A 23,747-nucleotide genomic window follows, 5' to 3' on the forward strand; every position below is an offset into this window, starting at 1 on the left:
GACGGAGCCCCGGCGCTCTACAGGTCGGTCATCCAGTGCCGCCAAGTCTGCGTGACGTGCATGCCCACGTGCTCGTAGAGGCCGAGGGCGCCGGTGCGTGAGTCCGTCGACAGCTCGCTGACCGTCGCGCCGTGCCCCCGGGCACGCTCGAAGGCGTCGGTGAGCAGGGCGCGGGCGAGGCCGAGACCACGCTGGTCGCGCCGGACCGCGATCGCGTCGACGAAGCCGGTGGCCCCGGCCACGATGGTGTAGCAGACCCCGACCTCGGTGCCCTCCGGGTCCGTGACGAAGCGGATCTGCCACGGCTCGAAGCCGGGCCGGAGCGGCCCGCGGGGCGCCCAGTCCTCATAGGTCGATGGGTCCCGATCGGGCCACTCGTTGAAGGCGTCCTCGATGAGCTGGAACGCGGTGCGGCCGTCCCGGTCGCCGGCCACGAAGTCACGCAGGGCGTACCCAGCGGGGAGCGGCTGGGGCTCGATGGCGCTGTCGGCCGGCACCTGGAGCACCCAGGAGGTCCAGCCCTCGCGGTACCCCCGGCCGCGGACGAACGCCTCGGCACTGCTGCCGCCCGGGACCGTCTGCCCCACGAGCCGGGAGCCGCCCGCACGGGCGCACTCCTCGAGCCAGTTGGCGACGAAGGTGCCGATCCCGCGGCCACGGTAGTCCGGGTGGACCGTCCCCTCGGCCCGACGGCCCTTGAACACCTCGCCGAAAGCGGCGAGGCGGTCGCCGTCCCACACGCCGATGCTCTGGGTCGCGAGGTCGAAGCTGGCCCGGGCCCAGTCGCCCTGGATGTCCTCGAGCTCGATGGCCGCCTCGCCGATGTCATGCGTCTCGGCCGCGTGGACGACCTCGAAGACCGCACGGGCGTCGGACGGCTGGTGGGGGCGGGCCGTGAAGCCGTCGGGAAGAGCCATGGGCGCATCGTGCCGGGTGTGGGGGAGCGCCCGCACCAGAATTTGCGTGACGTCGTGGGTGGAGTGTGAGAGAGTCCTCTCGAAAGGGTTCTCTCAGATCGTGGAGGCGCGTCCGATGGCCAACCCGTACGGCGACGTCGAGCTCGACCCCCGTGGCATGCGCGCGCTGGCGCACCCCGTGCGGCTCGCGATCCTCAGTCGGCTGCAGAGCGATGGCCCGAGCACCGCCACCGCCCTGGCCCCCCTCGTCGGGGCGACGCCGTCGGTGACGAGCTGGCACCTGAGGCACCTCGCCGAGCACGGGCTGGTGCGCGACGCGGACGTCGAGTCCGACGGTCGGCAGCGCTGGTGGGAGGCGGTGGGCACCGGCTTCCGCTTCACCGCGACGGAGGAGGCCAGCCTCGACGCCGCGAGCCTGCTGGGCCGGACGATGATGGAGCAGGCGGCCGACCTGCCGGAGCGCTGGGCGCGCGACGTCGAGCCGCTGCTCGAGGTCGAGTGGCGCCGCTTGGCCGGCTTGTCCAACACGACGGTCGAGGTGACCGCCGACGAGCTCGCCGAGGTCGAGGCGGCGATCGAGCGCCTGCTCGCGCCGTACGTCCTGCGCAAGGGCTCGGCGCAGCGCCCGCCCGGCACCCGCCGGGTGCGCATGATGCGCTACGTCCTGCCGGACGCTCCGCGGCCGGAGGCGGACCGTGACGACCGGTCCTGAGGACGCCGGCGGGGGAGCCGGAGCCGGAGCCGGGCCGCTGTGGCGCGACCGGCGGTTCGGCCGGTACTGGGTCGGGCAGGGGATCTCGCAGTTCGGCGACCGCATCACCGACCTCGCCCTGCCGCTCATCGCCGTCACCACTCTGCACGCGAGCGCGCCGACCGTCGGGCTGCTGACCGCCGCCGTGTGGGCCCCGAACCTGCTCTCGCTCATCGTCGGCACCTGGGTCGACCATCACGAACGCAAGCGACGGCTGCTGGTGGCGGCGGACCTGCTGCGGTGCGGCGTGCTGCTCTCGCTCCCGCTGGCGCACTGGCTGGGCGTCGTGACCATCGGCCAGCTGTTCGCGGTCGCGCTGCTCGCCGGCCTCGGGCAGGTGCTGTACCAGACGGCATACCCGAGCTTCTTCGTCGCGCTGGTGCGACGTGACCAGTACGTCGAGGCGAACAGCCTGCTCAGCACCACCCGGTCGTTCTCCTTCGTCGCCGGGCCGGCTGCCGCGGGCGGCCTCATCCAGCTGCTCACCGCACCGGTGGCCATGCTCGTCGACGCCGTGACCTTCGCGGTCTCGGCCGTGCTCATCGGTGGGGTGCGGGTGCAGGACCCCCCGGTGGACCGCGACGGCGCCCCACCACTGCTGCGGCGGGCGCGTGAGGGCATGGCGCTCGTCCTGCGCCACCCGTACCTGCGGGTGTCGCTCGGCTTCGCCACGACGGTGAACTTCTTCAGCTTCGTCGTGGCCGCCGTGCTCGTGCTCTACGCCAGCCGTCACCTCGGCCTGTCGGCCGGCGTCATCGGTCTGGCGCTCGGCATCGGTGCGAGCGGCGGCCTGCTGGGCGCCGTGCTCGCGCGGCGGGTGACGAGGGTGGTCGGGGTGGGCCGCACGATCATGCTCGGCGGCGTGCTCTTCTCCGCCCCGGTGGCCCTGCTCCCGCTCGGCGACGGTCCCCTCTGGGTGCGGGCGGGCGTGCTCGGGCTGGTCGAGTTCGTCAGCGGGCTGGGCGTGATGTGGCTCGACGTCCCGCTCAACGCCCTGCAGACGGCCGTCATCCCTGACCAGGTGCGCAGCCGGGTGGCCGGCGCGTTCTCGAGCGTCAACTACGGGGTACGGCCGCTCGGTGCGGTGCTGGGTGGGTTCCTGGGGGACTGGATCGGCATCGCCCCGACCCTCTGGGTGGGGGCCGCCGGTGGGACCCTCGCGGTCCTCTGGCTGGTCGGGTCGCCGATCGGGCGCACCCGCACCATCGAGGAGCTCGACGGTGTCGCCGACTCGGTGCGCGGCGATCTTCTACCCGCCCACGGCTCCTAGGTCGCCGCAGCTCCATCCCTCAACCTGCGAAGGACCACCCCTGGTCCGCCAACGCGTCTCGCAGCAGTCGGACCGCGACCGGCCCCACCCCGTGCAGCACCGTGAGCTGGTCCACACGCAGGTCCCGCACCTGCTCGAGGGTCCAGATGCCCTCGGCGCGGAGGGCGCGGGTCGCCGGAGCACCGATCCTCGGCAGCGGTGTGCCCTCGGGGGCCGACTGCCGGTCGGTCCTGGGCGCGCCCGCCTCGGCATCGACCACTGCTGCCCCGCGGGGGGACAACCGGTAGCCGATGTCGAGCGACTCGGTGAGGCCGAGCTCCTTGAGCTTGCGCACGTCACGCTTGAACGACGGGGTGTCGCGGCCGAGCTCGGCAGCCAGCTCGGGGGCGCGGACCGTGGGGGAGCGGTCGATCACGGCCAAGGTGGCTCTGGTCCACGGCCCCCTGGGCGAGGCTGCGTCGAGCCGGTCCAGGCGCCGCCGGATCGCCGCGACCTCGTCGCCGTCCGGCACGGCCGCCCGGAGCGCCTCCCGTGGGTCGGCACCGACATAGCGCAGACCGACGCGCCACACGGGCCGGTCCGCCTTGGCCTCGAGCATGCCCCGCAGGTCCGTCAGCGACGGCGATCCCGCTCTGCGGGCCTCGGTCGCGGTGATGCGTGAGGCGGCGACCTGGTCCACGCTGGTGACCTCGAGGAGGCCCACGCGGGTCCGCAGCCGTGTCCCCACGAGCACCCGCGGACGGTCCCAGCGGCGGAAGGCCAGGTCGACCTCGCCGGCCTTGATGGCCGCAAGGGTCTCCGGACGGATCATCATGCCCGGCAACCTACCGGCGCCCTGCTCCAGGCGGGCGGCGGCCAGACTTGACCATCTCCGCACGTTGATATGCAATATATCGCATGCCCCTTCCTGCCGGACAGGTCCCGCTCGCACGCGGGCTGCTCCGTGACGACGTCTACCGCCGCCTGCGTGAGGCCATCGTCGACGGCACGCTGACTCCGGGGGAGCAGCTGCGCGACGGAGAGCTCGCCACGTGGCTCGGCGTCAGCCGCACCCCCGTGCGCGAGGCGCTGCTGCGGCTCCAGCAGGCGGGGCTCGTCACCGCCACACCCGGTCGCTCCACCACCGTGGCGAGCCTCGACGCCCGCGCCGTCCGCGACGCCCAGGCCGTGGTCGCCGCCCTCCACGAGGTGGCCGTCCGGGCCGCCGTCTCCCAGCTCACCGACGACGACGTGCGCCGCATGCGCGTGGCCAACAAGGCGTTCGCCCGGGCGCTGCGGCGCGGCGACGCGGAGGCCGCGCTGGCAGCCGACGACGAGCTCCACGGCATACCCGTCAAGGCCGCCGCCAACGAGGCGGTGCGCGCGGTCCTGGAGGAGTACACCCCGGTGCTGCGTCGCGTCGAACGGCTCCGGTTCTCGTCGTTACGAGGGCGGGAGTCGGTGGCGCTGCACGACCAGCTCATCGACGCCTGTGCGGCCCGTGACGCCGACGCGGCCGCTGCCACCAGCACGCGCACGTGGCAGACCCTGACCCCCCTCCTCGACCAGGCAACCGGAGACCAGCTGTGAGCATCACCGACTTCGACCGTTACCCGCTGACCTTCGGGCCCAGCCCCGTCCACCCGCTCGAGCGGCTCACCAAGCACCTCGGTGGGGCCCAGGTGTGGGCCAAGCGCGAGGACTGCAACAGCGGTCTCGCCTTCGGGGGCAACAAGACCCGCAAGCTCGAGTACATCGTCCCCGACGCCCTCGCGCAGGGCGCCGACACGCTGGTCTCGATCGGCGGCTTCCAGTCCAACCACACCCGCCAGGTCGCCGCCGTCGCGGCCAAGCTCGGCCTGAGGTGCCGTCTGGTGCAGGAGAAGTGGGTCGACTGGGACGACCCGGTCAACGACAAGGTGGGCAACATCCTGCTGTCGCGGATCATGGGCGCCGACGTGCGACTCGACCCGGCCGGCTTCGACATCGGCATCCGGTCCTCGTGGGAGCAGGCGATGAAGGAGGTCGAGGAGGCCGGCGGCAAGCCGTACGGCATCCCGGCCGGCGCGTCCGAGCACCGACTCGGCGGCCTCGGCTTCGCCAACTGGGCCTACGAGGTCGCCGAGCAGGAGAAGCAGCTCGGCGTCTTCTTCGACACCATCGTCGTCTGCACGGTGACCGGCTCGACGCACGCCGGCATGGTCGCCGGGTTCGCCGCGCTCGAGGAGGCCGGCGGCAGGCCTCGCCGGGTGCTCGGCATCGACGCCTCGGCGACCATCGACAAGACCCGCGACCAGGTGGGCAGGATCGCCCGCCGCACGGCCGACCTCATCGGCCTCGGACGCGACCTGCGCGACGACGAGATCACGGTGCTCGAGGGCTGGGCCGGCGACCTCTACGGCATCCCGGTCGAGTCGACCGTGGAGGCGATCCGGCTCAGCGGCCGGCTCGAGGGCATGATCATCGACCCCGTCTACGAGGGGAAGTCGATGGCCGGCCTCGTCGACCTCGTCACCACCGGCGAGATCGGCAAGGACTCAACCGTGCTCTACGCCCACCTCGGCGGCCAGCCGGCGCTGAACGCCTACAGCGGCATCTTCGACTGAGGTCTGCTGCGTACCGCGACTCACCGCGGCTGGCGGGACGGCACCGCTGGGGACGGGAGCAGGGGCTACAGGCCGAAGAAGGGTCGGCAGGGCTCGAACCCGCGCACCTCGACCCGGTCGCGCCACGGCGAGTCGCGCCACTGCTCGCGGGTGAGGCGCAGGTGCACCATCTCGTCGGGCCGGTCGCCGCGCCAGTGCGTGGTCACGCCGTTGGGCTGGTAGCCCAGCGACCGGGAGACTCCGAGCGACGCACCGTTGTCGTGCCAGGCGGAGGTGACGGCGGCGGTGGCGCCGAGCGGCCCGAACGCCAGGGCCAGGATGGCCGCCCTCGCCTGCACCCCCCAGCCCCTGCCGCGGGCCTCCGGCGCCAGCCACGACGCGGAGTCCACGGTGCGCAGCCGCGGGAAGTCCTCACCCTCCAGGGTCTGGCTGCCGACCACGTCGTCGCCGTGCCGGACGGCGAAGGGCAGCGCCCACGACTCGGGTCGCCAGGTGCCGACGCTGCGCCAGTAGCCCTGGTGCAGCGCGAGGGCGCGGTTGTCGGCGTCCGAGAGGCCGTCGTACCTCGTGGCGGTCGGGTCCACCTCCAGGTCGACGGACAGCTGGACGGCCAGGCCCGGGAGGTCGGCCTCGGTGACGGGCCGCAGCTCGAGCTCGGGGGTGCACAACGACAAGCCGTGCAACGGCCAGTGTGGCGTCATGCGGAGAAAGGTATGCCGCGCAGCCCGCGCTGCGCCGCCGTTCCCGCTCCCAGGAGGCGTCCGGATGGTGGGCCGACGAAGGGGTGCGGTGGACGGGTGCCACCATCGCGGCATACCCTCACTGCGTGCGTTTCGAGCGCCTCCTCCTTCGCCGCCGCGGCGGGGCCTGACCGATCAGCCGCCCCTCGTCGCGGAGTCCGCGTTGCCCAGGCTGAGCAACACCGAGAGCGACCACAGAGGCGAAGACGAATGATCCACCCCCAGCAGCCGTCCGGGATGCCGGTAGCGAAGTACGTCCCGTTCCAGGACCAGATCACGGTCGACCTGCCCGACCGCACCTGGCCGACCAAGGTCATCAGCAAGGCGCCGCGCTGGTGCGCGGTCGACCTGCGTGACGGCAACCAGGCCCTCATCGACCCGATGAGCCCCGACCGCAAGAAGCGCATGTTCGACCTGCTGGTCCGCATGGGCTACAAGGAGATCGAGGTCGGCTTCCCCAGCGCGAGCCAGACCGACTACGACTTCGTCCGTGAGCTCATCGAGGGCCACCACATCCCCGACGACGTCACGATCCAGGTGCTGACGCAGTGCCGCGACCACCTCGTCGAGCGCACCTTCGACGCGATCCGCGGCAGCAAGCAGGCGATCGTGCACTTCTACAACTCGACGTCGGTGCTGCAGCGGCGGGTGGTCTTCGGCATGGACCAGGACGGCATCATCGACATCGCGCTGCAGGGCGCGCGGCTGTGCCGCAAGCTCGAGGAGACCATCCCCGACACGAAGGTCTACTACGAGTACAGCCCGGAGTCCTACACCGGGACCGAGCTCGACTTCGCGGTGCGGATCTGCAACGAGGTCATCGACGTCATCGACCCGACGCCGGACCACAAGATGATCGTCAACCTGCCCGCCACGGTGGAGATGGCGACGCCGAACGTCTACGCCGACTCCATCGAGTGGATGATCCGCCACCTCGACCGGCGCGAGTCCGTCGTCGTCAGCCTGCACCCGCACAACGACCGCGGCACCGGTGTCGCCGCCGCCGAGCTGGGCTACCTGGCCGGCGCGGACCGCATCGAGGGCTGCCTGTTCGGCAACGGTGAGCGCACCGGGAACGTCGACCTGGTGACCCTGGGCATGAACCTGTTCAGCCAGGGCATCGACCCCGAGATCGACTTCTCCGACCTCGACGAGATCCGTCGCACCGTCGAGCACTGCAACCAGCTGCCGGTGGGGGAGCGCCACCCGTGGGGCGGCGATCTTGTCTTCACCGCGTTCTCCGGGTCGCACCAGGACGCGATCAAGAAGGGCTTCGAGGCGATGGAGCGGGAGGCCAAGCAGACCGGCAAGTCCATCGACGAGCTGGTCTGGGGCGTGCCGTACCTGCCCATCGACCCGCACGACGTCGGGCGGTCCTACGAGGCGGTCGTGCGCGTCAACAGCCAGTCCGGCAAGGGCGGCGTCGCCTACATCCTCAAGAGCGAGCACCAGCTCGACCTCCCGCGCCGCCTCCAGATCGAGTTCAGCGGCGTCGTCCAGGCCAAGACCGACACCGAGGGCGGCGAGGTCACGCCGCGTGAGCTGTGGGACGTCTTCAAGGACGAGTACCTGCCGGCCAAGGACGGCGAGACCAACGACTGGGGACGCTTCACGCCGGTGTCGCACACCCTGGTCAGCGGCGAGAACGGCCAGGACCGCATCACCGCCACCATGCTCGACCACGGCGCCGAGGTGACGGTCGAGGGCTCGGGCAACGGCCCCATCGCAGCCTTCATCGACGCCCTGTCCACCCTGGGCATCGACGTGCGGGTCCTCGACTACGCCGAGCACGCTCTGTCGGCCGGTGGCGACGCGCGCGCCGCCGCCTACGTCGAGTGCGCGGTCGGCGACCGGGTGCTGTGGGGCGTCGGCCTGCACAGCTCCATCGTCAAGGCCTCGCTCACGGCGATCCTGTCCGCGGTGAACCGCGCGGAGCGCGACGCCGCCTGACCGCCAGGACGGCCGCGTCCACACCATGACGACGGGCGGGGTATGCCGGGTGCTCGCCACCCGGCACACCCCGCCTTGGTCATGTGCCTGAGTGGGGTGACCGCACAACAATGTTCGCATCTCGAACGTCTGGCCAGAATGCGAACAGCGGTTGTAGGGTTCGGGTCATGGACACCCAGGCCGCGATCAGCGGCGAGATCGATGGGATCCACCGCGACAGCGACGTCGAGGAGACTCAGCCGCGGCTGGACTTCGCGCCCTACCGCAGCTCGGTGCTGCGCCACCCCACCAAGGACCTGCACCACGCCGACCCCGAGGGGGTCGAGCTCGTCGCCCCGGTGTTCGGGCACAGCGACGTCGACCCGCTCGAGGCCGACCTCACCCTGCAGCCGGGCGGGGAGCCGATCGGCGAGCGCATCCGCGTCGTGGGCCGCGTGCTCGACGGCGACGGCCGCCCGGTGCGTGGGCAGCTCGTCGAGGTGTGGCAGGCCAACGCCGCCGGCCGGTACATCCACAAGCGCGACCAGCACCACGCGCCGCTGGACCCCCACTTCACGGGGGTCGGGCGCTGCCTGACCGGCGACGACGGCAGCTACAGCTTCACGACCATCAAGCCGGGCCCCTACCCGTGGCGCAACCACGAGAACGCGTGGCGGCCCGCGCACATCCACTTCTCGCTCTTCGGCAGCGAGTTCACCCAGCGGATGGTCACCCAGATGTACTTCCCGGGCGACCCGCTCTTCCCCCTCGACCCCATCCTGCAGGCGGTGACCCAGCAGAGCGCCCGCGACCGCCTGGTCGCCCGCTACGACCACGAGGTCTCCGAGCACGAGTGGCTGCTCGGCCTCCGGTGGGACATCGTGCTGACCGGGACGCACGCGACCTGGATGGAGCCCAGTGATGGAGCCGGTGATGAGCACGCCTGACCCCCAGCAGCTGGTGCCCACGGCGGGCCAGACGATCGGCCCCTTCTACGGCTTCGCCCTTCCGTACGAACGCGGCCACGAGCTCGTGCCCCCGGGAACACCCGGGGCGGTGCGGCTGCATGGCACGGTCCTCGACGGCGCCGGGGTCCCCGTGCCCGACGCGATGCTCGAGATCCGGCAGGCCGACCCCTCCGGGAACGTGCCGGCGGTCGAGGGGTCGCTCCGCCGCGACGGCACCGTCTTCACGGGCTGGGGCCGGTGCGCCGTCGACCCCGGTGGCCGGTACTCGTTCACGACCGTCGAGCCCGGCGCCACCGACGAGGGCTCCGCGCCGTTCTTCGCCGTCACCGTCTTCGCGCGGGGCCTGCTCAACCGGCTGTTCACCCGGGCCTACCTGCCCGGGGAGGAGCGGCTCGAGGGTGACCGCCTGTTGTCCGGGCTGGAGCCCGAGCGCCGCGGGACCCTCGTCGCGAGCCGGGAGGACGACGGATCGCTGCGCTTCGACGTCCGCCTGCAGGGTGAGGGCGAGACCGTCTTCCTCGCCTTCCCCCGACACGGCCGGTGACAGCGGTGGCCGACCACGGGCTGCTGGACCCCGCCACGGTGCGGGTGCCCTCGCTCACCGACGACGAGGCCGTGCTCGCCGCGCTGCTCGACGTGGAGGTCGCCTGGGCGCGGTCCCTGGCCGCCGTCGGGCCCGCGCCCGAGACGCTCCCCGATGTGGTCGAGAAGGCGGTGGCCCGCCTCGACCTCGACGCGGCACAGGTGGCTGAGGCCGGTGAGGCGGGCGGCAACCCCGTCATCCCGCTCGTGCGGGCCCTCAAGAGCGCTGTGCGCGATGACGACCCCGACGCGGCCGCCTGGGTGCACCGGGGGCTGACGAGCCAGGACGTGCTCGACTCCGCGCTCCTGCTCGTCGCGGCGCGGGCCCTCGACCGGCTGCAGGACGACCTGGCGACGGCCTCGGCCGCGCTGGTCAGGCTCGCGGGGAGCCACCGCGGCACGCCGATGGTGGCCCGCACCCTCGCCCAGCACGCGCTGCCCACGACCTTCGGCGCCAAGACCGCCGGTTGGTTGCAGGGCGTGCTCGACGCCCGTGAGGGGGTGGCTACGACACGCGCCGCGCTGCCGGTGCAGTGCGGGGGAGCCGCCGGCACGCTCGCGCTGGCCGACCTGGTGACGCAGGGCCGGGCCGACGACCTCGCCGCCGCCTTCGCCACCCGGCTGGGCCTGCGCTGGCCGGGCAGCGCGTGGCACACCCGGCGGGGTCCGGTCACGGGGCTCGGCGACGCGCTGACCACCGTGACGGACGCCCTCGGCAAGATCGCCTCCGACGTCGTGCTGCTCTCCCGGCCGGAGGTCGGCGAGCTCGCCGAGCCCGTGGCCGAGGGGCGCGGCGGCTCCTCGACCATGCCGCAAAAGCGCAACCCCGTGCTCTGCGTGCTCATCCGCTCCACAGCGCTTCAGGCCCCGCACCTGGCCGCCTCGCTGCACACCAGCGCCGCGCTCGCGGTCGACGAACGGCCCGACGGCGCCTGGCACGCCGAGTGGCCGGTGCTGCGCCGCCTGCTCCAGCTCGCCGCCGGCGCGGCCGCGCTGGCTGCTGAGCTCCTCGACGGCCTCGAGGTGCACCCTGACGCCATGGCCGCCAACCTCGCCCACGCCGGTCCGCTGCTGCTGGCCGAGCGGCTGCAGGCCGAGCTGCCGGACCGCCTCGGCGGGGGCGCGGCTGCGGCTCAGGTGCAGGACCTGCTGACCAGGGCCGGCGCGGCGGGGGACCCGCGCGCGGTGCTGCGCGACGGCATACCGGTCGAGGCCGTGTCGGACGACGAGCTGGACGCCATGCTCGACCCGCGCCGCTACGTCGGCGTCGCCGACGCCCTGGTCGACCGGGCGGTGGAGCGCGCCGCACGAGTGGACGCCGCAGCAGCGCGGGGCGCGGCGGCAGAAGGAGGCGGTGAGGCCCATGACGGCTGACCGGACCGCGGCGGAGGCCCACGCCGAGGGCATGGCCGTTCGGCGCGAGGTGCTCTCCGACGAGCACGTCGACCGCGCCGCGTCGCGGACCTCGCCGCTGACCGCCGACTTCCAGGACCTCATCACCCGCTACGCGTGGGGGGAGATCTGGACCCGGCCCGGGCTCGACCGCCGGATGCGCAGCGCGATCACCCTGACGGCCCTCATCGCCCACGGCCACTGGGGCGAGCTGGAGATGCACCTGCGGGCTGCCCGCCGCAACGGGCTCAGCGATGCCGAGATCGCCGAGGTGCTGCTGCAGTCCGCCATCTACTGCGGCGTGCCCGCCGCCAACCACGCCTTCTCCGTCGCGCAACGCGTGCTCGAGGAACCAGAGGGAGAGAACGAGTCGTGACCCAGTTCGTGGCCGACCCCGACGAGGCTGTCGCCGGCATCGGGGACGGCGTTTCCGTGATGATCGGTGGCTTCGGCACGGCGGGCCAGCCCGTCGAGCTGATCGAGGCCCTCGTGCGCTCCGGGGCGCGCGACCTCACCGTCGTCAACAACAACGCCGGCAACGGTGACGTCGGCCTCGCCGCCCTGATCGGGGCAGGGCGGGTCCGCAAGATCATCTGCTCCTTCCCGCGGCAGAGCGACTCCCACCACTTCGACGCGAAGTACCGCGCCGGCGAGATCGAGCTCGAGCTCGTGCCGCAGGGCAACCTCGCGGAGCGGATCCGTGCCGGCGGGGCGGGCCTCGGCGGGTTCTTCACCCCCACGGGCTACGGCACCCTGCTCGCCGAGGGCAGGGAGACCCGCGAGATCGGCGGTCGCCACTACGTGTTCGAGCTGCCGCTCACCGCGGACTTCGCCCTCGTGAAGGCTCACCGCGCCGACGGCATGGGCAACCTCACCTACCGCAAGACCGCCCGCAACTTCGGCCCTGTCATGGCCACCGCGGCGCGGCACACCATCGTGCAGGTGGCCCAGGTGGTGCCGACCGGTGGGATCGACCCCGAGGTCGTGGTGACACCGGGCATCTTCGTCGACACCGTCGTCGAGCTGCCCTCCGCCCAGCCCGCACCCGAGGAGGACGGTCAGTGACGGACGAAGCAGCGACGCTGTCCGCGGCGGGGCCCCTCACCCGCGACGAGGTCGCCCGGGTCGTTGCCCGGGACATCCCGTCGGGCTCCTACGTGAACCTCGGCATCGGCCTGCCGACCAAGGTGGCGAACCACCTCGAGCCGGACTCAGGCGTGGTGCTGCACACCGAGAACGGCATGCTCGGCATGGGGCCGGAGGCCCACGGCGACGAGGTCGACCACGACCTCATCAACGCCGGCAAGATCCCGGTCACCGAGCTCCCCGGCGCCGCCTACTTCCACCACGCCGACTCGTTCGCGATGATGCGCGGAGGCCACCTCGACATCTGCGTCCTGGGCGCCTACCAGGTCTCCGCCGGCGGCGACCTGGCCAACTGGCACACCGGCCGCCCCGACGACATCCCGGCCGTGGGCGGGGCCATGGACCTCGCGCTCGGCGCCAAGCAGACGTTCGTGATGATGGACCTGTTCACCCGGTCGGGGGAGCCCAAGCTGGTCCCGTCGTGCACCTACCCCCTCACCGGACTCGCCTGCGTGAGCCGGGTCTACACCGAACGGGCCGTGTTCCTCCTCGGCGACGGACAGGTCCGGGTCCGGCAGACCTTCGGCACGAACGTCGCCGACCTGCAGGCCGGCCTTCCGGGCGTCGAGCTGGTCGACGCTACGGGCCGGGCATGAGCGCCGAGACCGAGGGGACGACCCCGTCGCCCAGCGGGGAGTTCGTCCAGTCCCTCGCCCGTGGCTTCGCGGTGATCCGTGCCTTCGACGAGCACCACCCGCAGCTGACCCTCTCCGAGGTCGCCCGCCGGGCTGGGCTCTCGCGGGCGACCGCCCGGCGGTTCCTCTTCACGCTGGTGACGCTGGGCTACATGCGCACCGACGGCCGCGAGTTCGCGCTCACTCCACGGGTGCTGCAGCTCGGCTACGCCTACCTGTCGGGGATGCGGCTGCCGGAGGTCGCCGAGCCCCACCTCAAGCAGCTGTCCCAGGAGGTGGGGGAGTCGACCTCCGCCTCGGTGCTCGACGGTGACGACGTCGTCTACGTCGCCCGGGTGCACACGCGGCGGATCATGACCGTCGGCATCAACGTCGGCACCCGCTTCCCGGCCTACGCGACGTCGATGGGCCGCGTGCTGCTGGCCAACCTGCCCCCCGAGGAGCTGCGCGCCTACCTCGACCGCGTCGAGCTGCGCCCGCTCACCCCGCGCACCATCACCGCGCGCGACGAGCTCGAGGCGGTGCTGGCCACCGTGCGCGAGCAGGGCTGGGCCAGCGTCGACCAGGAGCTCGAGGCCGGCCTGCGGTCGGTCGCCGTGCCCATCCGCGGGCGCGACGGCCGCGTCGTCGCCGCCATGAACGTCTCCATGCGCGTCGGCCTGCCGGGGGAGGACCCGCACAAGGTCGAGCACGTCCTCCCAGCGGCGCTCGCCGCGGCGGAGCGCATCTCCGCCGACCTCGCCCTGGCGGGCTGACACCCTCCCTCGCCACGCGGCATACGTGCTGGTCAGGCGTGCCCGGGTATGCCGCGGCGCCCCGGCGTTCCCGGCTGCACCGCGCCTTCTCCGACCCTTGACACCCCTGGTGGGTCACCGTAGGTTGAAATTTGGAACAAGTGTTCGCATAGCGAACATGGCGGTTCGGCTGAACTGACGACTCGCCGAAGCCGCTGAAGGCGCTGGCCCTGACATCCACCCACCAACTCACCCGGAGGCCACCCATGACGTTCTTCGATCCCCAGACCTGGTCCGGTCGCCTCTACAGCTCGGGCTGGACGTCCGGCGCGGGAGGCACCCACGACGTCGTCGAGCCGGCGACCGGCGAGACGATCGGGTCCTTCGGCGTCGCCACCGCTGACGACGTCGCCCGCGCCACCCACGTCGCGGCGAAGGCCCAGCGCGACTGGGCCGCGCTGCCCTACACGGAGCGGGCGCGGGTGATGCGCAACGCCGGCCGCGTCATCGAGGAGCAGGCGCCGGTTCTCGCGCACTGGCTCGTGCGCGAGGCGGGCTCCGGCCAGGGCAAGGCCGCGTTCGAGGCGAGTCTGGTGGCGGGGGAGTACCACACCGGCGCCGCGACGGCCGAGGCGCCGTACGGCCAGCTGCTGCGCACCGCCCAGCCGCGGCTGAGCATGGCGCGGCGGGTGCCCGCCGGTGTCGTCGGCGTCATCTCGCCCTTCAACTTCCCGCAGATCCTCGCCAGCCGGTCGGTGGCTCCGGCTCTGGCCACCGGTAACGCGGTGATCCTCAAGCCGGACCCGCGCACCGCGGTCTCCGGAGGCCTGTTCCTCGCAGCGGTGCTGGCGGAGGCGGGCCTGCCGGAGGGCCTGTTCCACGTGCTGCCCGGCGGCATCGAGGTCGGCAGCGCGCTCGTCGAGGAGCCGCGCGTGCGGATCATCTCCTTCACCGGGTCGACGGCCGCGGGGCGCAAGGTCGGCGAGTCCGCCGGGCGCCTGCTCAAGCGGGCCCACCTCGAGCTCGGCGGCAACAACGCCCTCATCGTGCTCGACGACGTCGACCTGCCGGCCGCCGTCTCCGCGGGTGCGTGGGGCTCGTTCCTGCACCAGGGGCAGATCTGCATGACGACGGGCCGGCACCTCGTCCACGAGCGGATCTACGACGAGTACGTCGAGCGCCTCGCCGCCACCGCCGAGAAGATCCCGGTCGGCAACCCGGCCACGTCCGACGCGCCGCTCGGGCCGGTGATCGACGCCCACCAGCGCGACCGCATCCACGACCTCGTCACCCGGTCGAAGGAGGCCGGCGCCCGGGTCGCGGCTGGCGGCACCTACGAGGACCTCTTCTACCGCCCGACCGTGCTCGCCGAGAGCGGCTACGACCACCCGGCCTTCGCCGACGAGGTGTTCGGCCCGGTCGCCCCGGTGGCGCGCTTCTCCACGGTCGAGGAGGCGATCGCCCTGGCCACGCAGAGCGAGTACGGCCTGTCGCTCGGCATCCTCACCAAGGACGTCATGAAGGCCTGGGAGATCGCCGGGCAGATCCCGTCGGGCATCGTGCACATCAACGACCAGACCGTCGACGACGAGCCGACCGCTCCGTTCGGCGGTGTCGGGTTCTCGGGCACCGGCACCCGCTTCGGCGGCGTCGAGGCCAACGTCGAGGCCTTCACCGAGACCCAGTGGGTCACGATGCAGGGCTCCATCACGCCCTACCCGTTCTAGGCCGCCACGGCATGGTCGAACCCACGCCGTCCGTCACCCGGACCGCCGTCGGCATCGTCGGCGGCGGTCCGGCCGGGCTCATGCTCTCCCACCTGCTCGCCGCCTCGGGCATCGACTCCGTGGTGCTCGACAACCGGACGCGCCATCAGATCGAGCAGACGGTGCGGGCCGGCATCCTCGAGCGTGACAGCGTGCGGCTGCTCGTCGACGCCGGTGTCTCCGACCGGGTGCTGCGCGAGGGGCACGAGCACGAGGGCATCGAGCTGCGCTTCGGGGGCACCGGGCACCGCATCGACTTCCAGGACCTGGTGGGGGAGTCGGTGTGGCTCTACCCGCAGACCGACGTCTTCATGGACCTCGCCGTCGCCCGCGAGCGCGACGGCGGCGACGTGCGGTTCGGAGTCACCGACGTCGCGGTGCACGACGTGACCACCGACGCGCCGCGCGTCACCTTCACCGACAGCGACGGTCGTGCCTGCGAGGTCCGGTGCACCGTGCTCGTCGGTGCCGACGGCTCCCGCAGCACGTGCCGGCACGAGATCCCCGAGGAGCAGCGCCGGCACTTCTACCGTGAGTACCCCTTCGCCTGGTTCGGGATCCTGTGCGAGGCGCCGCCCAGCGCGCCCGAGCTCATCTACTCGCACTCGGACCGCGGTTTCGCGCTGATCAGCCAGCGCACCGAGTCGGTGCAGCGCATGTACTTCCAGTGCGACCCGGCCGAGCGCGTCGAGGACTGGTCCGAGGACCGCATCTGGGAGGAGCTGCAGGCCCGGGTCGCCGGTGACGGCTTCCGGCTCAAGGAGGGCCGCATCACCGACAAGACGGTGCTGCCCTTCCGCAGCTTCGTCTGCGAGCCGATGCGGCACGGTGCCATGCTGCTCGCCGGCGACGCGGCCCACACCGTGCCGCCCACCGGCGCCAAGGGCCTCAACCTCGCCCTCGCCGACGTGCGCGTGCTCCACGAGTGCCTCGAGCGGTTCCTCGGCGGCGACGCCGACGCGCTCGACGACTACAGCGCTCGTGCCCTGCAACGGGTGTGGCGCGCACAGCACTTCTCGTACTGGATGACGACGATGCTGCACCGGCTCCCCGACGCGTCGGACTTCGACGTCCGACGGCAGGTCGGCGAGCTGACGTCGGTGGTCAGCTCCCGCGCGGGGTCGACCTTCCTCGCCGAGGCCTACACCGGGTGGCCCGGCCGGAAGGACTGAGCCGCAACGCTGTTCGTGGCCTCACTGTGCGCCGCTGCACCGTTCGCCGCTTCGCTTGTCACCGCGTCACCCCCACGGCCCGGTATGCCGGTGGGCTGGTGTCCGTGGCGGTGCGGCGCCGCACCCACAGGGTCACCTCGCCGTCGTCACCGCGGGTGGCGAGCCAGGTGGCACCCTCCAGCTCGACCGCTGAGGTGAGGTGTCCGGGCGGCCCCGGCACGGCATACCAGCCGTCACGGCGCTGGGTCCACAGCCGGACGCCGCTGCTGGCCTGGACGGCGAGCACGACCGGCCGGCTGCCGGCGCCCGGGTCGGCCACGAGCACGGTGGGGGCCACGGCGTCGAGGGGCTCGTCGGGCACGTCGACCTCGATCGCATGGCCGCCCGACACGGTGAGCAGCGCCGGGCGGTCGCCGCGGCTGCCGGCCACCATGCCGTCAGCGGTGACCACGACGTCGCTGACCAGGTCGGGCGCGGTCGGCTGGGCGACCCGGTGCCAGGTGGTCGTCGCCCAGTCCTCGTCGTCGGCCGTGGCGAACCACGTCTGGGTCGGCTGCCCTGCCGACGGCCCTGACCCGGGCGCGAAGGTGGGTCCGGCCACCAGCAGCCAGTGGTCGCCCGCGGCGGCGTGCAGCGGCGAACGGCTGCCGGCGTCGACGCACGGGCCGTCGGTGCCGAAGCGGCTCAGCCCGTGCGCCTGCACCGCCCAGGCCGTGACCGCGCCGTGCGGGCAGACGGCGGACGGCGTCGTGCCCACGACGAAGCCCTCGTCACCGGACGTCGCCGCGTCGACGAAGGCGGTGGCGTCGGCGTCGGGCCCGGGCTCGAGGGACTGTCGGGACAGGTCGCGGTCGTGCCCGACCCAGACCGCTGGGGGAGTGGCATCGGCCATGTCCTGCCACTCGACCGCCAGGATGACGTCACCGTTGCTGGACAGCGCTGTGGCAGAAGGGATCCGGGGCGCCGAGCGCGTCGGGAGGCACTTGGCCGTGGCGTCGCCATTCCCGGCGTCGACTCCTGCAACGGTGAGGTCGACGACGCACTCACGGCCGTCCATCCGCCCCGCCGCGATGAGCTCTCCGGGACGGTAGGGCGCCACGGGCCCGGTGATGACCACGCCCTCGATGGCGAGCCGTTCCCAGCCGGCAGGGGCCGTGTCGTCGGTGAAGGAGGCCGGCAGCGAGCAGGCGCACACCGCGGAGAGACCCGTGACCGCGACCACGGCGAGGCTTGCGACGTGGTTCCGCATGCGCACCCCCTGTCGGCACAGTGTCGCGCCGCGCGAGCCAAGGTGGTGGGCGAATGCGCGAATCCGGAGACCGGGGTCAGCGGACTCCGCGCGGGCGGAACTGGATGGAGATGCGCGGCCCGACGGCCTTGGCCGTCTTGGGGATGCAGTGGTCCCAGGTGCGTTGGCAGGAGCCGCCCATGACGACGAGGTCGCCGTGGCCGAGCGAGAACCCGATGGACTCGCCCCCGCCGCGCGGCCGCAGCATCAGCGAGCGGGCCGACCCGACGGAGAGGATCGCGACCATCGTGTCGAGGTTCTTGGCCCGGCCGATCCGGTCGCCGTGCCAGGCCACCGAGTCGCGACCGTCGCGGTAGAGGCACATCCCCGCGGTGACGAAGGGCTCGCCGAGCTCCGGACCGTAGTGGCGGCTGAGCTGGTCGCGGGCCTCCGCCAGCACCGGGTGGGGGAGGGTCTCTCCCTCGCCGTAGAACTTCAGCAGGCGGGGAACGTCCACCATCCGCTCGTACATCTCGCGCCGCTCGGCGTGCCAGGGCACGACGCGGTGCAGCTGGTCGAACAGCTCCTCGGCGCCGCCGAGCCAGCCCGGCCGGTAGTCGACCCAGGCGCCGCGTGTCAGCACGGTGCGCTGCAGGCCGGTGGTGAGGGTGCGGAGCTCGGGATGGTCTGCGACGTCCAGCAGCGAGCCCTGGAGTGCCATGCTCATGCGGGCCAGAGTACGCCACGTTCGAACAGGTGTTCTAGTCCTTCGCGGGGTGACGTGCCGTGAAATGCTGCTGGCATGACGGAGCGCAACGTCCTCGGCGGCGAGCTGGAGCCCTGCGGCACGGACCCGGTCACCGGGTTCTACCGCGACGGCTGCTGCAGCACCGGGCCCGAGGACCTGGGCAGCCACACCATCTGCGCGGTCGTCACGGCCGAGTTCCTCGAGCACCAGCGCGCCATCGGCAACGACCTGTCGACCCCGCATCCCGAGTACCGCTTTCCCGGGCTGGTGCCCGGCGACCGGTGGTGCGTGACGGCGGTCAACTGGGCGCGCGCCTACAACGACGGCGTGGCCGCCCCGGTGGTGCTGGCCGCGAGCCACGAGGCGGTGCTGCAGCTCATCCCGTTGGAGGCGCTGAAGCGCCACGCCGTCGACGTGCCGGCGGACCCCAGCTCACTCGACCAGTGAGCCGTCAGGCCAGGCGGTCGATCTCGGCCAGCAGCTCGGCCCGCCGGTCGTCGTGCTGGGGCCCCAGCACGGTGTCGGGTTCCGGTGCACGCCACCGTTCGATGGGATGGAGCGCGACCGGGCGCCAGACGTGGTCGGGGCCCTCCCACTCGTAGCGCGGCCAGACGTGCGCATGGAGGAAGGCGTCGTGGTTGCCCTGGATCTCGAGGTTCACCCGCCGGAACTGCGGGTCACGACGCTCGCACACGGCTTGAACCGCCTCACCGAGCACCTCCATGCTCGCGAGGAACGTCAGCCGCTCGGCCCTCGACAGGTCGGTGAGCCGGTCGGTGCCGGGGGTGTCGGTGATGAGGACGCAGTAGCCGGGAAGGAACTGCACGTCGCCCATGACGGCGAACCCACCCGGGAGCCTGCGGAGGACGGCCGGGTTCTCGCCGCGCAGCGCCGCACCCACCCGGTCGCTCCTCCAGTCGTCAGTCACCGTCTCGCTGCTCACGCGGCATCCACACGACCCGGCTCGCGCGAGGGGCCGGAGTCACGCGCCACGTCCTGCAGCGCGTGCCGAACCGCCAGCCTGATCACGAAGTAGGCCACGAACGCGATGAGTGCCCAGACGAGCAACGTCCCCATGAGCACCACCCATCCGACCTCGCCACGGATCATCGGCGACGCCTCCCCCCACACCTGTCCCTGCCGCCCCCAGTGCCGTCATGCCCAAAGGCTAGTGGTGTCAACGCCGCTCGGCCGGCACGTTGCCAGATCACCAGGGAGCGGGGCAGCGCCGGGCGAGGTGCCCGCACACGCGGGCACCCGGCATACCGGCTTTTCGCCCTCGTGGGGTGAGAATGGGGCCATGCCGCTCTACCGCGACGAGGCCATCGTGCTGCGCACCCAGAAGCTGGGCGAGGCCGACCGGATCGTCACGCTGCTCTCACGCACCCAGGGGAAGGTGCGGGTGGTGGGCAAGGGTGTGCGCCGCACCAAGAGCCGCTTCGGCGCCCGGCTGGAGCCGGCGATGATGGTGGACCTCCAGTGCTACGAGGGCCGCAGCCTCGACACCGTCACCCAGGCCGAGACGCTGGCGAGCTGGGGCGACGTGCTGGCCCGCGACTACACGACGTACACCGCCGCGACCGCGATGCTCGAGACCGCCGACCGGCTCACCGAGGAGCGTGAACCCTCGCTGCAGCAGTACCTCCTGCTCGCCGGCGCGCTGCGCTCCATGGCCGAGGGGACCCACGACCCGGGGCTGGTCCTCGACGCCTACCTGCTGCGCGCGCTCGCGATCGCCGGCTGGGCGCCGAGCTTCCACGACTGCGCGCGGTGCGGCGCCGAAGGTCCGCACCGGGCCTTCAACCTCGCTGCTGGTGGCACCGTGTGCCCGTCGTGCCGACCGCCCGGCTCGGCGGCCCCGGCGCCGGAGACGCTGCGACTGCTGGCCGCCCTGCTCGCCGGTGACTGGGAGGTGGCCGACGCCTCGGAGGTCCGCCACCGCCGCGAGGGCACCGGCCTGGCGACGGCGTTCCTGCAGTGGCACCTCGAGCGCGGGGTGCGCTCGCTGCGCCTGGTCGAGCGCCGTGACCCCACCGCCGATCCCGGTGCGGGACAAGGTGCGGGACAAGGTGCAGGGCGTGGTGCCGGACATGGTGCAGGGCGTGGTGCAGGACCCGTCGGTCCCGGCGTCCCCGCCCAGGGGCAGGTCACCCCGCTGCGCGTCGAGGCGCAGGCATGAGCGGTCCCTACGCGCGCCCGTTCGCGCACCCGAGCGGCGCCGTGCCCCCGAACCTGCCGCCGGAGCTCGTGCCGAACCACGTGGCCATCGTCATGGACGGCAACGGCCGCTGGGCCAACCAGCGCGGGCTGCCGCGCACGAGGGGCCACGAGGCGGGCGAGGCGGCCCTGCTCGACGTCGTCGCCGGGGCGATCGAGGCCGGCGTCGGCCACCTGTCGGCCTACGCGTTCTCCACCGAGAACTGGAAGCGCTCGCCGGAGGAGGTCCGCTTCCTGATGGGCTTCAACCGCGACGTCATCCGCCGCCGACGCGACCAGCTGCACGAGTGGGGCGTGCGCATGCGCTGGGTCGGCCGACGCCCTCGCCTGTGGGGCTCGGTCATCAAGGAGCTCGAGGTGGCGCAGGAGCTGACGAAGCACAACACCGGCCTGACCCTCTACTTCTGCGTCAACTACGGCGGCCGCGCCGAGATCGCCGACGCGGTGCAGCGCATCGCGGAGGAGGTCAAGGCGGGCAGGTTGAAGCCGGGGTCGGTCGACGAGCGCACCATCGCCCGCCACCTCGACGAGCCGCACATGCCCGACGTCGACCTGTTCGTGCGCAGCTCGGGGGAGCAGCGGACGTCGAACTTCCTGTTGTGGCAGAGCGCCTACGCGGAGATGGTCTTCCAGGACACCCTGTGGCCCGACTACGACCGGCGGCACCTCTGGCAGGCGATCCAGACCTACGCCGAGCGCGACCGGCGCTACGGCGGAGCCATCGACCAGCTGACCCGGTGACCACCGGCTGAAGCACCTGCTCGGCGGCCTGCCGCCGACCGCACGGCGAAAGCGGTCCTCGCCCGCCACGCGCGCCCTATCGTGAGGAGCGGAGGTGGTCCGCGTGCTGACGGTCCGTCTGCTGGGCAGACCCGCGCTCGAGCGCGACGGGCTGCCGGTCGCCCCGCCCCGGGGGAAGAAGGCGTGGGCCCTTCTGGCCTACCTGCTCGTGGCCGACGCCCCGCCGAGCCGCCAACGCCTGGTGTCACTGTTCTTCAGCGACACCGAGGACCCGCTCGGCGCGCTGCGCTGGAACCTCTCGACGCTGCGCGGCGCCCTCGGGCCCGGGGTGGACCTCGGCGGGGACCCGCTCGTCCTTCGGCTGGTGCCGGGCGACCGGGTGGACGTGCACCTGCTCGAGTCGACGGACCGCTGGGACGTGCACGAGCTCGTGCGCATCGGGGGAGAGTTCCTGGAGGGCGTCGACGTCGATGCGAGCCCCGCGTTCGAGTCGTGGCTGCTCGTGGCGCGCCAGCGCCTCCGGGCCGGAAGCCATGCGGTGTTGTACGAGGCAGCCCTGCACTCGCTCGTCACGGGCGAGGTGTCTGCGGCCGCTGCACTCGCCGCCCGCGCGGTGGAGCTCGACCCCTACAACGGCGACTACCACGCCGTGCTCGTGCGGGCCCTGGCGCTGTCGGGTGACACACGGGGGGCCGAGCGTCAGGTGGAGATCGCTCGCGAGCTCTTTCGTGACGAGCTCGGTCTCGACCTGCCCGACGTGGTCCGGCGGGCCGGGCGAACTCCGCCCGCCGGGGCGGCCGAACCCGTGGTGAACCCCAGCAGGGCCAGCGCCCGTTCCTACCTCGAGGCCGGTGCGGCGTCCCTGGCGGTGGGTGCGGCGGACGTGGCGGACGCCCAGCTGAGACGGGCTGTGCAGGTCTCCCGGGCCGTCGGGGACCAGGCCCTCGCCGCGCAGGCGCTCGTCACCCGCGCAGGAGGCATGATCCACGGGGCGGGTGGCCGTGGGGCCGAGGTCGCCGCGCTGCTGCACGAGGGCCTCTCGCTCGCGCGCCAGGCCGGTGCGGACCCGATCGCGGCAGCCGCGTGTCGTGAGCTGGCCTTCCTCGGAGTGCAGCTCGGCCACCACGAGCGTACCGACGCCTGGCTCGACGAGGCCGAGCGGTTCGACGTCGACGACGGTGAGCGCGCACGGCAGCTGGGGGTCCGGGGCATGAACCTCTCGGACGCGGCCGACTACGCGAAGGCCCTGCGCTCGCTCGACGAGTCGATCGCCTGCGCCGAGCGCTCCGGGCTGGTGCGCCAGGCCGCGTGGTCGCGCGCCATGGTCGGGCGGATCCACGTGCTGCGTGGTGAGCCCGCACAGGCGGCTGCCGTGCTCGACGAGTCCCTGGATGCCCTGCGCGAGACCCGGTGGCTGGCGTTCCTCCCCTGGGCGGAGGCGTTCCGCGCGGAGGCAGCCCTCCAGTCCGGCCACGACGACGTCGCGACCGAGCTGCTCGACCACGCCTGGGTGCTGGCGACCGAGTCGGGGGACCACTGCTGGATGGCGACCGTCGCACGCGGCCAGGCACTCCTGGCCGCGGACCAGGGGCATGCCGACCAGGCGCTCGCCTGGATCGAGACCGGTCTGCGGCCCAGCCCCTGGTACCTCTGGCCGGTCGCCAACCTCCTCGACGCCGGCTGTCGGATCGCGGAGAACAACACGCCGGCGCTGGCCGACGAGTGGTCCCGCGACCTCTACCGCCTCTCCGCGCGCGGCGGCCTCCGAGAGCACGTGGTCCGAGCCCAGCTCAGCCGCGGCCGGCGCGGCGAGCCCGACCTGGCCGCGGCGGCTCGGCTCGGCGCTGCGGACATCGACAACCTGGCGCTGCACGACCTGGTGGCGGCCGCCGACGACCCCTGGGCGCCACCCTCGGCGTGAGGGGCCGCGACGGCCGCCCGGAAATCAGCCCGCCGGAACCCCGGCCGCGAGCTCGCGAACGGCCTCTGTCGTGAGGCACTGGCCGCCGATGCCCCAGTCGCCGCTCCTGACCTCCTCGACGACCACCCAGGTCACTCCTCGCATGGCCTCACCCTCGATCGAGACCATGGCGTCGGTGAGCCGCTCGACGATGTCCTTCTTCTGTGCGTCGCTGAACACGTTCTCGATCACCTTGACGTTGATCAGTGGCATCGTTCTCACTCCTTGCTGTTCGGTGGGTGTTCCGACCAGCGTGGAGGCGGGGC

Annotated in this window: 25 protein-coding genes and 1 pseudogene; 18 read left to right on the forward strand and 8 right to left on the reverse strand. The window is 72.8% G+C overall.

The window, feature by feature from the left end:
- Nucleotides 1–17: 17 nt before the first annotated feature.
- A complete protein-coding gene (locus tag BMW78_RS07765; protein WP_091757999.1) occupies nt 18–917 on the reverse strand; it encodes a GNAT family N-acetyltransferase in 900 nt (299 codons plus the stop codon).
- Nucleotides 918–1,017: 100 nt separating this feature from the next.
- Between BMW78_RS07765 and BMW78_RS07770 the strand changes: the two genes are divergently transcribed.
- Together BMW78_RS07770 and BMW78_RS07775 are read left to right on the forward strand one after the other, a co-directional pair.
- The gene (locus tag BMW78_RS07770) at nt 1,018–1,629 is read left to right on the forward strand and encodes a helix-turn-helix domain-containing protein (RefSeq protein WP_245735726.1); all 612 of its coding nucleotides are present in this window, start codon (nt 1,018–1,020) and stop codon (nt 1,627–1,629) included.
- Nucleotides 1,613–2,938: an MFS transporter gene (locus tag BMW78_RS07775; protein ID WP_091758001.1), complete on the forward strand. Its 1,326-nt coding sequence runs from the start codon at nt 1,613–1,615 to the stop codon at nt 2,936–2,938. The genes BMW78_RS07770 and BMW78_RS07775 overlap by 17 nt, the downstream gene beginning before the upstream one ends.
- A 19-nt stretch (nt 2,939–2,957) precedes the next feature.
- Here BMW78_RS07775 and BMW78_RS07780 read toward each other — a convergent pair whose 3' ends face one another.
- Nucleotides 2,958–3,752: a hypothetical protein gene (locus tag BMW78_RS07780; RefSeq protein ID WP_091758002.1), complete on the reverse strand. Its 795-nt coding sequence runs from the start codon at nt 3,750–3,752 to the stop codon at nt 2,958–2,960.
- Between the two features lie 83 nt (nt 3,753–3,835).
- On the opposite strand from BMW78_RS07780, the gene BMW78_RS07785 reads away from it, so the two are divergent.
- Nucleotides 3,836–4,507: a GntR family transcriptional regulator gene (locus BMW78_RS07785; protein WP_091758003.1), complete on the forward strand. Its 672-nt coding sequence runs from the start codon at nt 3,836–3,838 to the stop codon at nt 4,505–4,507.
- A complete protein-coding gene (locus tag BMW78_RS07790; protein ID WP_091758004.1) occupies nt 4,504–5,523 on the forward strand; it encodes a 1-aminocyclopropane-1-carboxylate deaminase in 1,020 nt (339 codons plus the stop codon). Before BMW78_RS07785 ends, BMW78_RS07790 begins: the two co-directional genes overlap by 4 nt.
- A gap of 65 nt (nt 5,524–5,588) precedes the next feature.
- On the opposite strand, the gene BMW78_RS07795 is transcribed toward BMW78_RS07790, so the two are convergent.
- The gene (locus BMW78_RS07795; protein WP_177180304.1) at nt 5,589–6,224 is read right to left on the reverse strand and encodes a GNAT family N-acetyltransferase; all 636 of its coding nucleotides are present in this window, start codon (nt 6,222–6,224) and stop codon (nt 5,589–5,591) included.
- 249 nt (nt 6,225–6,473) lie between these two features.
- On the opposite strand from BMW78_RS07795, the gene leuA reads away from it, so the two are divergent.
- The 10 genes from leuA to BMW78_RS07845 all read left to right on the forward strand — a co-directional run bounded on the left by leuA (nt 6,474) and on the right by BMW78_RS07845 (nt 16,587).
- Entirely contained in the window at nt 6,474–8,213 is a 1,740-nt protein-coding gene (gene leuA, locus BMW78_RS07800; RefSeq protein WP_091758006.1) for a 2-isopropylmalate synthase, read from the forward strand.
- A 167-nt stretch (nt 8,214–8,380) separates the two neighbouring features.
- Nucleotides 8,381–9,139, forward strand: coding sequence for a protocatechuate 3,4-dioxygenase subunit beta (gene pcaH / locus BMW78_RS07805; RefSeq protein WP_091758007.1), 759 nt, complete (start codon nt 8,381–8,383; stop codon nt 9,137–9,139).
- The gene (gene pcaG, locus BMW78_RS07810) at nt 9,126–9,704 is read left to right on the forward strand and encodes a protocatechuate 3,4-dioxygenase subunit alpha (protein WP_091758300.1); all 579 of its coding nucleotides are present in this window, start codon (nt 9,126–9,128) and stop codon (nt 9,702–9,704) included. Before pcaH ends, pcaG begins: the two co-directional genes overlap by 14 nt.
- Before the next feature lie 5 nt (nt 9,705–9,709).
- On the forward strand, nt 9,710–11,116 hold the full coding sequence (locus BMW78_RS07815; protein WP_091758008.1) for a lyase family protein: 1,407 nt from the start codon (nt 9,710–9,712) through the stop codon (nt 11,114–11,116).
- Nucleotides 11,106–11,510: a 4-carboxymuconolactone decarboxylase gene (gene pcaC, locus BMW78_RS07820; RefSeq protein ID WP_091758009.1), complete on the forward strand. Its 405-nt coding sequence runs from the start codon at nt 11,106–11,108 to the stop codon at nt 11,508–11,510. The genes BMW78_RS07815 and pcaC overlap by 11 nt, the downstream gene beginning before the upstream one ends.
- Nucleotides 11,507–12,199 (forward strand): 3-oxoacid CoA-transferase subunit A, encoded by a 693-nt coding sequence (locus BMW78_RS07825; RefSeq protein ID WP_091758010.1) that lies wholly within the window; start codon nt 11,507–11,509, stop codon nt 12,197–12,199. The genes pcaC and BMW78_RS07825 overlap by 4 nt, the downstream gene beginning before the upstream one ends.
- Entirely contained in the window at nt 12,196–12,876 is a 681-nt protein-coding gene (locus BMW78_RS07830; RefSeq protein ID WP_091758011.1) for a 3-oxoacid CoA-transferase subunit B, read from the forward strand. Before BMW78_RS07825 ends, BMW78_RS07830 begins: the two co-directional genes overlap by 4 nt.
- Nucleotides 12,873–13,670 (forward strand): IclR family transcriptional regulator, encoded by a 798-nt coding sequence (locus tag BMW78_RS07835; protein ID WP_091758012.1) that lies wholly within the window; start codon nt 12,873–12,875, stop codon nt 13,668–13,670. The genes BMW78_RS07830 and BMW78_RS07835 overlap by 4 nt, the downstream gene beginning before the upstream one ends.
- 245 nt (nt 13,671–13,915) lie before the next feature.
- Nucleotides 13,916–15,376 carry a benzaldehyde dehydrogenase gene (locus BMW78_RS07840; protein ID WP_091758013.1) on the forward strand — a complete coding sequence of 487 codons (1,461 nt, stop codon included), beginning with the start codon at nt 13,916–13,918 and terminating at the stop codon, nt 15,374–15,376.
- A gap of 11 nt (nt 15,377–15,387) precedes the next feature.
- Nucleotides 15,388–16,587: a 4-hydroxybenzoate 3-monooxygenase gene (locus BMW78_RS07845; RefSeq protein WP_091758014.1), complete on the forward strand. Its 1,200-nt coding sequence runs from the start codon at nt 15,388–15,390 to the stop codon at nt 16,585–16,587.
- A gap of 58 nt (nt 16,588–16,645) precedes the next feature.
- On the opposite strand, the gene BMW78_RS07850 is transcribed toward BMW78_RS07845, so the two are convergent.
- Together BMW78_RS07850 and BMW78_RS07855 are read right to left on the reverse strand one after the other, a co-directional pair.
- Nucleotides 16,646–17,836 (reverse strand): hypothetical protein, encoded by a 1,191-nt coding sequence (locus BMW78_RS07850; protein WP_143056181.1) that lies wholly within the window; start codon nt 17,834–17,836, stop codon nt 16,646–16,648.
- A gap of 76 nt (nt 17,837–17,912) precedes the next feature.
- Nucleotides 17,913–18,542: an alpha-ketoglutarate-dependent dioxygenase AlkB gene (locus tag BMW78_RS07855; RefSeq protein WP_091758018.1), complete on the reverse strand. Its 630-nt coding sequence runs from the start codon at nt 18,540–18,542 to the stop codon at nt 17,913–17,915.
- Between the two features lie 75 nt (nt 18,543–18,617).
- Between BMW78_RS07855 and BMW78_RS07860 the strand changes: the two genes are divergently transcribed.
- Nucleotides 18,618–19,010 (forward strand): DUF2237 family protein, encoded by a 393-nt coding sequence (locus BMW78_RS07860; protein ID WP_091758020.1) that lies wholly within the window; start codon nt 18,618–18,620, stop codon nt 19,008–19,010.
- A 4-nt stretch (nt 19,011–19,014) separates the two neighbouring features.
- Here BMW78_RS07860 and BMW78_RS07865 read toward each other — a convergent pair whose 3' ends face one another.
- Together BMW78_RS07865 and BMW78_RS20770 are read right to left on the reverse strand one after the other, a co-directional pair.
- Entirely contained in the window at nt 19,015–19,506 is a 492-nt protein-coding gene (locus tag BMW78_RS07865) for an HIT family protein (protein ID WP_245735727.1), read from the reverse strand.
- Entirely contained in the window at nt 19,503–19,673 is a 171-nt protein-coding gene (locus BMW78_RS20770; RefSeq protein ID WP_177180305.1) for a hypothetical protein, read from the reverse strand. The genes BMW78_RS07865 and BMW78_RS20770 overlap by 4 nt, the downstream gene beginning before the upstream one ends.
- 190 nt (nt 19,674–19,863) lie before the next feature.
- Here BMW78_RS20770 and recO point away from each other — a divergent pair.
- From recO to BMW78_RS07880, 3 genes and pseudogenes are all read left to right on the forward strand, one after another.
- Nucleotides 19,864–20,586, forward strand: a pseudogene (gene recO, locus BMW78_RS07870) (DNA repair protein RecO); the annotation flags it as partial.
- A gap of 152 nt (nt 20,587–20,738) precedes the next feature.
- Nucleotides 20,739–21,521 (forward strand): isoprenyl transferase, encoded by a 783-nt coding sequence (locus tag BMW78_RS07875; protein WP_091758021.1) that lies wholly within the window; start codon nt 20,739–20,741, stop codon nt 21,519–21,521.
- 103 nt (nt 21,522–21,624) lie between these two features.
- Complete coding sequence (locus tag BMW78_RS07880; RefSeq protein ID WP_143056182.1) at nt 21,625–23,442, forward strand: ATP-binding protein; 1,818 nt, start codon at nt 21,625–21,627, stop codon at nt 23,440–23,442.
- 24 nt (nt 23,443–23,466) lie between these two features.
- On the opposite strand, the gene BMW78_RS07885 is transcribed toward BMW78_RS07880, so the two are convergent.
- Nucleotides 23,467–23,694 (reverse strand): tautomerase family protein, encoded by a 228-nt coding sequence (locus BMW78_RS07885; protein WP_091758025.1) that lies wholly within the window; start codon nt 23,692–23,694, stop codon nt 23,467–23,469.
- Between the last annotated feature and the right edge of the window lie 53 nt (nt 23,695–23,747).

This window comes from Pedococcus cremeus (genome assembly GCF_900111375.1).
Classification (GTDB): domain Bacteria; phylum Actinomycetota; class Actinomycetes; order Actinomycetales; family Dermatophilaceae; genus Pedococcus_A; species Pedococcus_A cremeus.

What these genes read in the sequence shown, in the direction of transcription:
- BMW78_RS07835 (WP_091758012.1), top strand. Translation starts at nt 12,873, where the DNA reads ATGAGCGCCGAGACCGAGGGGACGACCCCGTCGCCCAGCGGGGAGTTC.
- leuA (WP_091758006.1), top strand. Translation starts at nt 6,474, where the DNA reads ATGATCCACCCCCAGCAGCCGTCCGGGATGCCGGTAGCGAAGTACGTC.
- BMW78_RS07765 (WP_091757999.1), bottom strand. Translation starts at nt 917, where the DNA reads ATGGCTCTTCCCGACGGCTTCACGGCCCGCCCCCACCAGCCGTCCGAC.
- BMW78_RS07885 (WP_091758025.1), bottom strand. Translation starts at nt 23,694, where the DNA reads ATGCCACTGATCAACGTCAAGGTGATCGAGAACGTGTTCAGCGACGCA.
- BMW78_RS07840 (WP_091758013.1), top strand. Translation starts at nt 13,916, where the DNA reads ATGACGTTCTTCGATCCCCAGACCTGGTCCGGTCGCCTCTACAGCTCG.
- BMW78_RS07875 (WP_091758021.1), top strand. Translation starts at nt 20,739, where the DNA reads ATGAGCGGTCCCTACGCGCGCCCGTTCGCGCACCCGAGCGGCGCCGTG.
- pcaG (WP_091758300.1), top strand. Translation starts at nt 9,126, where the DNA reads ATGAGCACGCCTGACCCCCAGCAGCTGGTGCCCACGGCGGGCCAGACG.
- pcaC (WP_091758009.1), top strand. Translation starts at nt 11,106, where the DNA reads ATGACGGCTGACCGGACCGCGGCGGAGGCCCACGCCGAGGGCATGGCC.
- BMW78_RS07780 (WP_091758002.1), bottom strand. Translation starts at nt 3,752, where the DNA reads ATGATGATCCGTCCGGAGACCCTTGCGGCCATCAAGGCCGGCGAGGTC.
- BMW78_RS07845 (WP_091758014.1), top strand. Translation starts at nt 15,388, where the DNA reads ATGGTCGAACCCACGCCGTCCGTCACCCGGACCGCCGTCGGCATCGTC.
- BMW78_RS07860 (WP_091758020.1), top strand. Translation starts at nt 18,618, where the DNA reads ATGACGGAGCGCAACGTCCTCGGCGGCGAGCTGGAGCCCTGCGGCACG.
- BMW78_RS07850 (WP_143056181.1), bottom strand. Translation starts at nt 17,836, where the DNA reads ATGCGGAACCACGTCGCAAGCCTCGCCGTGGTCGCGGTCACGGGTCTC.
- BMW78_RS20770 (WP_177180305.1), bottom strand. Translation starts at nt 19,673, where the DNA reads ATGATCCGTGGCGAGGTCGGATGGGTGGTGCTCATGGGGACGTTGCTC.
- BMW78_RS07785 (WP_091758003.1), top strand. Translation starts at nt 3,836, where the DNA reads ATGCCCCTTCCTGCCGGACAGGTCCCGCTCGCACGCGGGCTGCTCCGT.
- BMW78_RS07855 (WP_091758018.1), bottom strand. Translation starts at nt 18,542, where the DNA reads ATGAGCATGGCACTCCAGGGCTCGCTGCTGGACGTCGCAGACCATCCC.
- BMW78_RS07795 (WP_177180304.1), bottom strand. Translation starts at nt 6,224, where the DNA reads ATGACGCCACACTGGCCGTTGCACGGCTTGTCGTTGTGCACCCCCGAG.
- pcaH (WP_091758007.1), top strand. Translation starts at nt 8,381, where the DNA reads ATGGACACCCAGGCCGCGATCAGCGGCGAGATCGATGGGATCCACCGC.